This window comes from Rathayibacter sp. AY1H3 (assembly GCF_002932015.1).
Genome location: NZ_PSUU01000073.1, coordinates 1 through 8,508 on the forward strand (window position 1 = coordinate 1; position 8,508 = coordinate 8,508).

The window sequence follows — 8,508 nt, forward strand, 5'->3', positions numbered from 1 at the left end:
GGATCCCTGAACGCAGCCCTCGAGGGAGTCTCGGCCGACGCCATCACCACCGCGACGACCGCGGCCGGGGAGCTGCGGGAGGCGCGGGGCGCGGGGGAGGAGCGAATCCGCTGCCCGGCTCCGGGACGAGCGGCTCGCGGGCCTCGATCACGGCGACGGCCAGCGAAGCGACCGCGGCTCCCGAGGCGAGGGCGCTCCGGAGCTGCTCGACCGCGTCGGTCAGCACCGCCCGCCGGGACGTCGATCCGCGACCGGAGGCGAGGGTCGACGTGGCGAGGCCGAGCACGCGCTCGGCCAGCGCCGTCCGCTGCTCCCCGGCCGCGGTCGTCGCGGTGGTGATGGCGTCGGCCGAGACTCCCTCGAGGGCTGCGTTCAGGGATCCGATCGCCACCAGCAGATCGGTGCGGGCCGCGCCCGCGACGGTGCCGTCGGTCGCGGTGAGGAGCGCGAGCGAGTCGTCCCGCAGCGCGAGGCCGGCCTCGCGCGCGGCGGTGTAGGCCGGAGGCGCGGCGACGTCGATGGACGTCTCGCGGAGAGTCGGGGTCGCCTGCGTGCCCTCCGCGGAGGGCGTGCATCCGGTGAGCGCGCCGGCGGCGACGAGCAGGGCGATCGCGGCCGTGGCGCCCCGGAGGAGCGGGCGCGCACCCCCGCGCCGCTCGGCTCGCCCTCGACTCCGCATCACTGCACCCTAATCGGGGGACGGCCGCCGTGGGCGCCGGTCAGCGGGGCGGTTCGCGCATCCGAGACCCGGGTCGGCCGCACCTCCGGGCCGCACCCACGGCGCTCGACCGGTGGGAAGGGGGCCCGGCGCACACCCGTCGAGGGCGGGGGACGGCGCGCGCGGAACGGCGGGGCGCCCGCCGCCGCGCCGCCTAGCATGGGGCGGGTGACCGACCAGCAGGAGCCTCCCGTCCGCCTCCGCCCCGAGATCCTGGCGCTCCCCGCCTACAAGCAGGGCCGCGCGGCCGCCGCCGACGCCTTCAAGCTCTCCTCCAACGAGAACCCGTTCGACCCGCTGCCCTCCGTGCTCGCGCGGGTCCGCGAGGTGGACGACTTCAACCGGTACCCGGACGCGGCGGCGACCGCCCTGCGCACAGCGCTCGCCGCGGAGTACGGCGTCCCGATCGAGGAGGTGATCGTCGGAGCCGGCTCCGTCGCGGTCATCGCCCAGCTCATCACCGCGGCGGCGGGCCCGGGCGACGAGGTCGTCTACGCCTGGCGCTCGTTCGAGGCCTACCCCTCGCTCGTCACGACCGCGGGCGCCACCAGCGTGCGCGTGCCGCTCCGCGCCGACGACACCCACGACCTCGACGCCATGGCCCAGGCCGTCACCGAGCGCACCCGCCTGCTGATCGTCTGCAGCCCCAACAACCCCACCGGCACCGTCGCCACCGCCGACGACGTCGAGGCGCTCCTCGAGCGCGTCCCGGGAGACGTCCTCGTGCTCCTCGACGAGGCCTACGCAGAGTTCGTCGACGACGAGCGGGCCGTGGACGGCACCCGCCTGCTCGGCCGCTACCCGAACCTCGTGATCGCCCGCACCTTCTCCAAGGCGTACGGCCTGGCCGGCCTCCGCGTCGGCTACGCGATCGGCCACGCGCGGATCCTCGACGCCGCCCGCTCCACCGCCATCCCGCTCTCGGTCACCCGGTTCGCCGAGACAGCGGCGGTCGCCTCCCTCGAGCACCGCGAGGAGCTCCTCGAGCGCGTCCACCGCATCACCCGCCTCCGCGACGACCTCTGGCGGGCGCTGCTCGACCAGGGCTGGACGATCCCGGAGTCGCAGGCGAACTTCCTCTGGTTCGACACCCGCGAGGACACGGCGCGGGCGGCCGAGGTCTTCGAGCGCGCGGGAGTCGTGGTCCGCGCGTTCCCGCCGGAGGGGATCCGCGTCTCCGTCGGCGAGGCGCGCTCTGTCGACAAGCTCCTCAGCGCGGCGGCCGAGATTGTGGCTTCCCTCCCCGAGGGCCACCCCGCGAGACGGATAGGTTAGTCGGGTGGTAGCCACCAGCACGGAGTCGCCGACTGTCCAGTTCCTCTCCGCGGACGGGCGGTTCTCGCCGACCCCCGCGGCCGAGCAGTACGCCTCCTACCTCGACGGGGTGGACGAGGCGCAGCACCGCTCCTTCTACCGCGAGATGGCGGTGGTCCGCCGCTTCGACACCGAGGCCGCGAACCTGCAGCGCCAGGGCCAGCTCGGGCTGTGGGTCCCGAGCCACGGCCAGGAGGCGGCGCAGGTCGGCTCCGCGTTCGCGATGCGCCCGCAGGACCACGTGTTCCCCTCCTACCGCGAGCACGTCGTCGGCAAGATCCGCGGCATCGACCTGCTCGGCGTCCTCGCGCTCCTGCGCGGCACGACGCACGGCGGCTGGGACCCGACCGACCCGACGAACGGGAACTTCCACCTCTACACGCTGGTGCTCGGCTCGCAGGCCCTGCACGCGACCGGCTACGCGATGGGCCTCACCTTCGACGGAGCGACCGGCACGGGCGACCCCGAGAAGGACGCGGCCGTCGTCGTCTACTTCGGCGACGGCGCCTCCAGCCAGGGCGACGTCAGCGAGGCGATGGTCTTCGCCGCGAGCTACCAGGCTCCCGAGGTCTTCTTCCTCCAGAACAACCACTACGCGATCTCTGTCCCCGTGGCCACGCAGTCGCGCAGCCCCCTCTACCTCCGCTCCTCCGGCTTCGGCATCCCCAGCGTGCAGATCGACGGCAACGACGTGCTCGCGAGCTACGCGGTCACCGCCAAGCACCTGCAGGACGCGCGCTCCGGCGGCGGTCCCCAGTTCATCGAGGCGCTGACCTACCGGATCGGCGCGCACACCTCGAGCGACGACCCGACGAAGTACCGCACCGACGACGAGCTCGCCTCGTGGGTCGCGAAGGACCCGATCACCCGCTTCGCCGCGTTCCTGCGGAGCGAGGGCGTGGAGCAGTCCTTCTTCGACGAGGTCGACGAGGAGGCGAAGGACTTCGCGTCCGACATCCGCCGCCGCCTCCTCGCCCTCGAGGTCCCACCCACGGGCGTCATGTTCGACCACGTCTACTCGGAGCCGCACGTGCTCGTCGAGGAGCAGAAGGCGTGGCTGCAGCGCTACGAAGAATCGTTCGGAGGCGAGTGATGACGATCGACACCAGCACGACGGCCGCGCAGCCGCCCCTCACCGGGTCGCAGCTCGAGTCCATGTCCATGGCCAAGGCGCTCAACGCCGGCCTCCGCCGCGCGATGACGCAGGACGACCGAGTCCTCCTGATGGGCGAGGACATCGGCCCCCTGGGCGGCGTCTTCCGCATCACCGAGGGCCTGCACGCCGAGTTCGGGGCGAAGCGCGTGCTCGACACGCCGCTCGCCGAGTCCGGCATCGTCGGCACTGCGATCGGGCTCGCGATGCGCGGCTTCCGCCCGGTCTGCGAGATCCAGTTCGACGGGTTCATCTACCCGGCGTTCGACCAGATCACCTCGCAGCTGGCCAAGATGACCAACCGCCACGAGGGTGCGATCACCATGCCCGTCGTCATCCGCGTGCCCTACGGCGGGCACATCGGAGCGGTCGAGCACCACCAGGAGAGCAACGAGGCGTACTTCGCGCACACCGCGGGCCTGCGCGCGGTCAGCCCGTCGACTCCCAACGACGCCTACTGGATGATCCAGGAGGCCATCGCCTCGGACGACCCCGTCAGGTTCTTCGAGCCCAAGAGCCGCTACTGGCCCAAGGGCGACGTCGACCTCAGCGGTTCCGCCGCGCCGCTGCACGCCAGCCGCGTCGTCCGCCCGGGCACCGAGGTCACGCTGGTCGGCTGGGGCCCGATGGTCGCCGTCCTCCTCCAGGCCGCCGAGCTCGCCGGCGAGGAGGGCACGAGCGTCGCGGTCGTCGACCTTCGCTCACTCTCCCCGATCGACTAGGAGCCGCTGCTCGCGTCGGTCCGCAGGACCGGGCGGCGCGTCGTCGCGCAGCAGGCCTCCGCGAACGTGAGCCTCGGCTCCGAGATCGCGGCGACCGTCACCGAGCGCGCCTTCTTCTCGCTGGAGGCGCCGGTCCTCCGGGTCGCCGGCTTCGACACCCCCTTCCCGCCCGCCAAGGTCGAGAAGCTCTTCCTCCCCGACGTCGACCGCGTGCTCGAGGCCGTCGACCGCTCGCTCGCGTACTGACGCGCGCGACATCCGCCCGCACGAGCCCACAGGAGTCCCCCCGATGACAGAGCAGTTCCTCCTCCCCGACGTCGGCGAGGGTCTCACCGAGGCCGAGATCGTGGCCTGGAAGGTCAAGGTCGGCGACGAGGTGGCCGTCAACCAGGTCCTCGTCGAGATCGAGACCGCCAAGTCGCTCGTCGAGCTCCCCTCGCCGTTCAGCGGCACCGTGGTCGACGTGCTCGTTGACGAGGGCCAGACGGTCGACGTCGGGGAGGAAGAGCTTCTCGACCTTGGCGGGCGGGAAGGGGGTGTCGAAGCCGGCGACCCGGAGGACCGGCGCCTCCAGCGAGAAGAAGGCGCGCTCGGTGACGGTCGACGCGATCTCGCAGCCGAGGCTCACGTTCGCGGACGCCTCCTGCGCGACGACGAGCCGACCGGTCCTGCGGACCGACGCGAGCAGCGGCTCCCAGTCGATCGGGGAGAGTGAGCGCAGGTCGACGACCTCGACGCTCGTGCCCTCCTCGCCGGCGAGCTCGGCGGCCTGGAGGAGGACGGCGACCATCGGGCCCCAGCCGACCAGCGTGACCTCGGTGCCCGGGCGGACGACGCGGCTGGCGTGCAGCGGCGCGGCGGAACCGCTGAGGTCGACGTCGCCCTTGGGCCAGTAGCGGCTCTTGGGCTCGAAGAACATGACGGGGTCGTCCGAGGCGATGGCCTCCTGGATCATCCAGTAGGCGTCGTTGGGAGTCGACGGGCTGACCGCGCGCAGGCCCGCGGTGTGCGCGAAGTACGCCTCGTTGCTCTCCTGGTGGTGCTCGACCGCTCCGATGTGCCCGCCGTAGGGCACGCGGATGACGACGGGCATGGTGATCGCACCCTCGTGGCGGTTGGTCATCTTGGCCAGCTGCGAGGTGATCTGGTCGAACGCCGGGTAGATGAACCCGTCGAACTGGATCTCGCAGACCGGGCGGAAGCCGCGCATCGCGAGCCCGATCGCAGTGCCGACGATGCCGGACTCGGCGAGCGGCGTGTCGAGCACGCGCTTCGCCCCGAACTCGGCGTGCAGGCCCTCGGTGATGCGGAAGACGCCGCCCAGGGGGCCGATGTCCTCGCCCATCAGGAGGACTCGGTCGTCCTGCGTCATCGCGCGGCGGAGGCCGGCGTTGAGCGCCTTGGCCATGGACATGGACTCGAGCTGCGACCCGGTGAGGGGCGGCTGCGGGGCAGTCGTGCGGGTGTCGATCCGCGTCACTCGGCTCGGAACGATTGTTTGTAGTTCTGCAGCCACGCCTTCTGCTCCTCGACGAGCACGTGCGGCTCCGAGTAGACGTGGTCGAACATGACGCGCGTGGGTGGGACCTCGAGGGCGAGGAGGCGGCGGCGGATGTCGGACGCGAAGTCCTTCGCCTCCTCGTCGACCTCGTCGAAGAAGGACTGCTCCACGCCCTCGCTCCGCAGGAACGCGGCGAAGCGGGTGATCGGGTCCTTCGCGACCCACGAGGCGAGCTCGTCGTCGGTGCGGTACTTCGTCGGGTCGTCGCTCGAGGTGTGCGCGCCGATCCGGTAGGTCAGCGCCTCGATGAACTGGGGACCGCCGCCGGAGCGCGCGTCCTGCAGGTGCTTGGCGGTGACCGCGTAGCTCGCGAGCACGTCGTTGCCGTCGATCTGCACGCCGGGGATGCCGAAGCCGGAGGAGCGGAGGTAGAGGGGGCTGCGCGACTGCGTGGCCACGGGGACAGAGATCGCGTAGTGGTTGTTCTGGAGGAAGAAGACCTCGGGAGCCTGGTAGCTCGCGGCGAAGACCATCGCCTCGCTGACGTCGCCCTGGCTGGAGGCGCCGTCGCCGAAGTAGACGACGACGGCCGCGTCCTTCTCGGGGTCGCCCGTGCCGGTCGCTCCGTCGAAGGTGAGGCCCATCGCGTAGCCGGTCGCGTGCAGGGCCTGCGAGCCGAGCACCAGCGTGTAGAGGTGGAAGTTCCCGTTCGTCGGGTCGGTCGGGTCCCAGCCGCCGTGCGTCGTGCCGCGCAGGAGCGCGAGGACGCCGAGCAGGTCGATGCCGCGGATCTTGCCGACGACGTGCTCGCGGTAGGAGGGGAACACGTGGTCCTGCGGGCGCATCGCGAACGCGGAGCCGACCTGCGCCGCCTCCTGGCCGTGGCTCGGGACCCACAGCCCGAGCTGGCCCTGGCGCTGCAGGTTCGCGGCCTCGGTGTCGAAGCGGCGGACCACCGCCATCTCGCGGTAGAAGGAGCGGTGCTGCGCCTCGTCCACCCCGTCGAGGTAGGAGGCGTACTGCTCGGCCGCGGGGGTCGGCGAGAACCGCCCGTCCGCGGAGAGGAACTGGACAGTCGGCGACTCCGTGCTGGTGGCTACCACCCGACTAACCTATCCGTCTCGCGGGGTGGCCCTCGGGGAGGGAAGCCACAATCTCGGCCGCCGCGCTGAGGAGCTTGTCGACAGAGCGCGCCTCGCCGACGGAGACGCGGATCCCCTCCGGCGGGAACGCGCGGACCACGACTCCCGCGCGCTCGAAGACCTCGGCCGCCCGCGCCGTGTCCTCGCGGGTGTCGAACCAGAGGAAGTTCGCCTGCGACTCCGGGATCGTCCAGCCCTGGTCGAGCAGCGCCCGCCAGAGGTCGTCGCGGAGGCGGGTGATGCGGTGGACGCGCTCGAGGAGCTCCTCGCGGTGCTCGAGGGAGGCGACCGCCGCTGTCTCGGCGAACCGGGTGACCGAGAGCGGGATGGCGGTGGAGCGGGCGGCGTCGAGGATCCGCGCGTGGCCGATCGCGTAGCCGACGCGGAGGCCGGCCAGGCCGTACGCCTTGGAGAAGGTGCGGGCGATCACGAGGTTCGGGTAGCGGCCGAGCAGGCGGGTGCCGTCCACGGCCCGCTCGTCGTCGACGAACTCTGCGTAGGCCTCGTCGAGGAGCACGAGGACGTCTCCCGGGACGCGCTCGAGGAGCGCCTCGACGTCGTCGGCGGTGGCGACGGTGCCGGTGGGGTTGTTGGGGCTGCAGACGATCAGCAGGCGGGTGCGCTCGGTGACGGCCTGGGCCATGGCGTCGAGGTCGTGGGTGTCGTCGGCGCGGAGCGGCACGCGCACGCTGGTGGCGCCCGCGGTCGTGACGAGCGAGGGGTAGGCCTCGAACGAGCGCCAGGCGTAGACGACCTCGTCGCCCGGGCCCGCCGCCGCGGTGATGAGCTGGGCGATGACCGCGACGGAGCCGGCTCCGACGATCACCTCCTCGATCGGGACGCCGTACTCCGCGGCGAGCGCTGTGCGCAGGGCGGTCGCCGCCGCGTCCGGGTACCGGTTGAAGTCGTCCACCTCGCGGACCCGCGCGAGCACGGAGGGCAGCGGGTCGAACGGGTTCTCGTTGGAGGAGAGCTTGAAGGCGTCGGCGGCGGCCGCGCGGCCCTGCTTGTAGGCGGGGAGCGCCAGGATCTCGGGGCGGAGGCGGACGGGAGGCTCCTGCTGGTCGGTCACCCGCCCCATGCTAGGCGGCGCGGCGGCGGGCGCCCCGCCGTTCCGCGCGCGCCGTCCCCCGCCCTCGACGGGTGTGCGCCGGGCCCCCTTCCCACCGGTCGAGCGCCGTGGGTGCGGCCCGGAGGTGCGGCCGACCCGGGTCTCGGATGCGCGAACCGCCCCGCTGACCGGCGCCCACGGCGGCCGTCCCCCGATTAGGGTGCAGTGATGCGGAGTCGAGGGCGAGCCGAGCGGCGCGGGGGTGCGCGCCCGCTCCTCCGGGGCGCCACGGCCGCGATCGCCCTGCGCGTCGCCGCCGGCGCGCTCACCGGATGCACGCCCTCCGCGGAGGGCACGCAGGCGACCCCGACTCTCCGCGAGACGTCCATCGACGTCGCCGCGCCTCCGGCCTACACCGCCGCGCGCGAGGCCGGCCTCGCGCTGCGGGACGACTCGCTCGCGCTCCTCACCGCGACCGACGGCACCGTCGCGGGCGCGGCCCGCACCGATCTGCTGGTGGCGATCGGATCCCTGAACGCAGCCCTCGAGGGAGTCTCGGCCGACGCCATCACCACCGCGACGACCGCGGCCGGGGAGCAGCGGACGGCGCTGGCCGAGCGCGTGCTCGGCCTCGCCACGTCGACCCTCGCCTCCGGTCGCGGATCGACGTCCCGGCGGGCGGTGCTGACCGACGCGGTCGAGCAGCTCCGGAGCGCCCTCGCCTCGGGAGCCGCGGTCGCTTCGCTGGCCGTCGCCGTGATCGAGGCCCGCGAGCCGCTCGTCCCGGAGCCGGGCAGCGGATTCGCTCCTCCCCCGCGCCCCGCGCCTCCCGCAGCTCCCCGGCCGCGGTCGTCGCGGTGGTGATGGCGTCGGCCGAGACTCCCTCGAGGGCTGCGTTCAGGGATCC

General features: G+C 73.1%; 6 protein-coding genes and 3 pseudogenes. 5 read left to right on the top strand and 4 right to left on the bottom strand.

Annotation, left to right across the window (positions count from 1 at the left end; genetic code table 11):
* Window positions 1–43 precede the first annotated feature (43 nt).
* Window positions 44–679, bottom strand: coding sequence for a hypothetical protein (locus C5C33_RS17545; protein WP_146085819.1), 636 nt, complete (start codon window positions 677–679; stop codon window positions 44–46).
* A gap of 198 nt (window positions 680–877) precedes the next feature.
* Here C5C33_RS17545 and hisC (C5C33_RS17550) point away from each other — a divergent pair, with 198 nt between their 5' ends.
* From hisC (C5C33_RS17550) to C5C33_RS17565, 4 genes and pseudogenes are all read left to right on the top strand, one after another.
* A complete protein-coding gene (hisC, locus tag C5C33_RS17550; protein WP_104226632.1) occupies window positions 878–1,993 on the top strand; it encodes a histidinol-phosphate transaminase in 1,116 nt (371 codons plus the stop codon).
* A gap of 4 nt (window positions 1,994–1,997) precedes the next feature.
* The gene (locus C5C33_RS17555; protein ID WP_104261747.1) at window positions 1,998–3,125 is read left to right on the top strand and encodes a thiamine pyrophosphate-dependent dehydrogenase E1 component subunit alpha; all 1,128 of its coding nucleotides are present in this window, start codon (window positions 1,998–2,000) and stop codon (window positions 3,123–3,125) included.
* Between the two features lie 62 nt (window positions 3,126–3,187).
* Window positions 3,188–4,153 (top strand): annotated as a pseudogene (locus C5C33_RS17560) (alpha-ketoacid dehydrogenase subunit beta).
* 43 nt (window positions 4,154–4,196) lie between these two features.
* Window positions 4,197–4,407, top strand: a pseudogene (locus C5C33_RS17565) (biotin/lipoyl-containing protein); the annotation flags it as partial.
* Here C5C33_RS17565 and C5C33_RS17570 read toward each other — a convergent pair.
* From C5C33_RS17570 to hisC (C5C33_RS17580), 3 genes and pseudogenes are all read right to left on the bottom strand, one after another.
* A pseudogene (locus C5C33_RS17570) lies at window positions 4,389–5,321 on the bottom strand (alpha-ketoacid dehydrogenase subunit beta); the annotation flags it as partial. The pseudogenes C5C33_RS17565 and C5C33_RS17570 overlap by 19 nt on opposite strands.
* A gap of 62 nt (window positions 5,322–5,383) precedes the next feature.
* The gene (locus C5C33_RS17575; protein ID WP_104261748.1) at window positions 5,384–6,511 is read right to left on the bottom strand and encodes a thiamine pyrophosphate-dependent dehydrogenase E1 component subunit alpha; all 1,128 of its coding nucleotides are present in this window, start codon (window positions 6,509–6,511) and stop codon (window positions 5,384–5,386) included.
* A 4-nt stretch (window positions 6,512–6,515) separates the two neighbouring features.
* On the bottom strand, window positions 6,516–7,631 hold the full coding sequence (gene hisC, locus C5C33_RS17580) for a histidinol-phosphate transaminase (RefSeq protein ID WP_104226632.1): 1,116 nt from the start codon (window positions 7,629–7,631) through the stop codon (window positions 6,516–6,518).
* 198 nt (window positions 7,632–7,829) lie between these two features.
* On the opposite strand from hisC (C5C33_RS17580), the gene C5C33_RS17585 reads away from it, so the two are divergent.
* Window positions 7,830–8,465 carry a hypothetical protein gene (locus C5C33_RS17585; protein ID WP_146085820.1) on the top strand — a complete coding sequence of 212 codons (636 nt, stop codon included), beginning with the start codon at window positions 7,830–7,832 and terminating at the stop codon, window positions 8,463–8,465.
* Window positions 8,466–8,508: the final 43 nt, after the last annotated feature.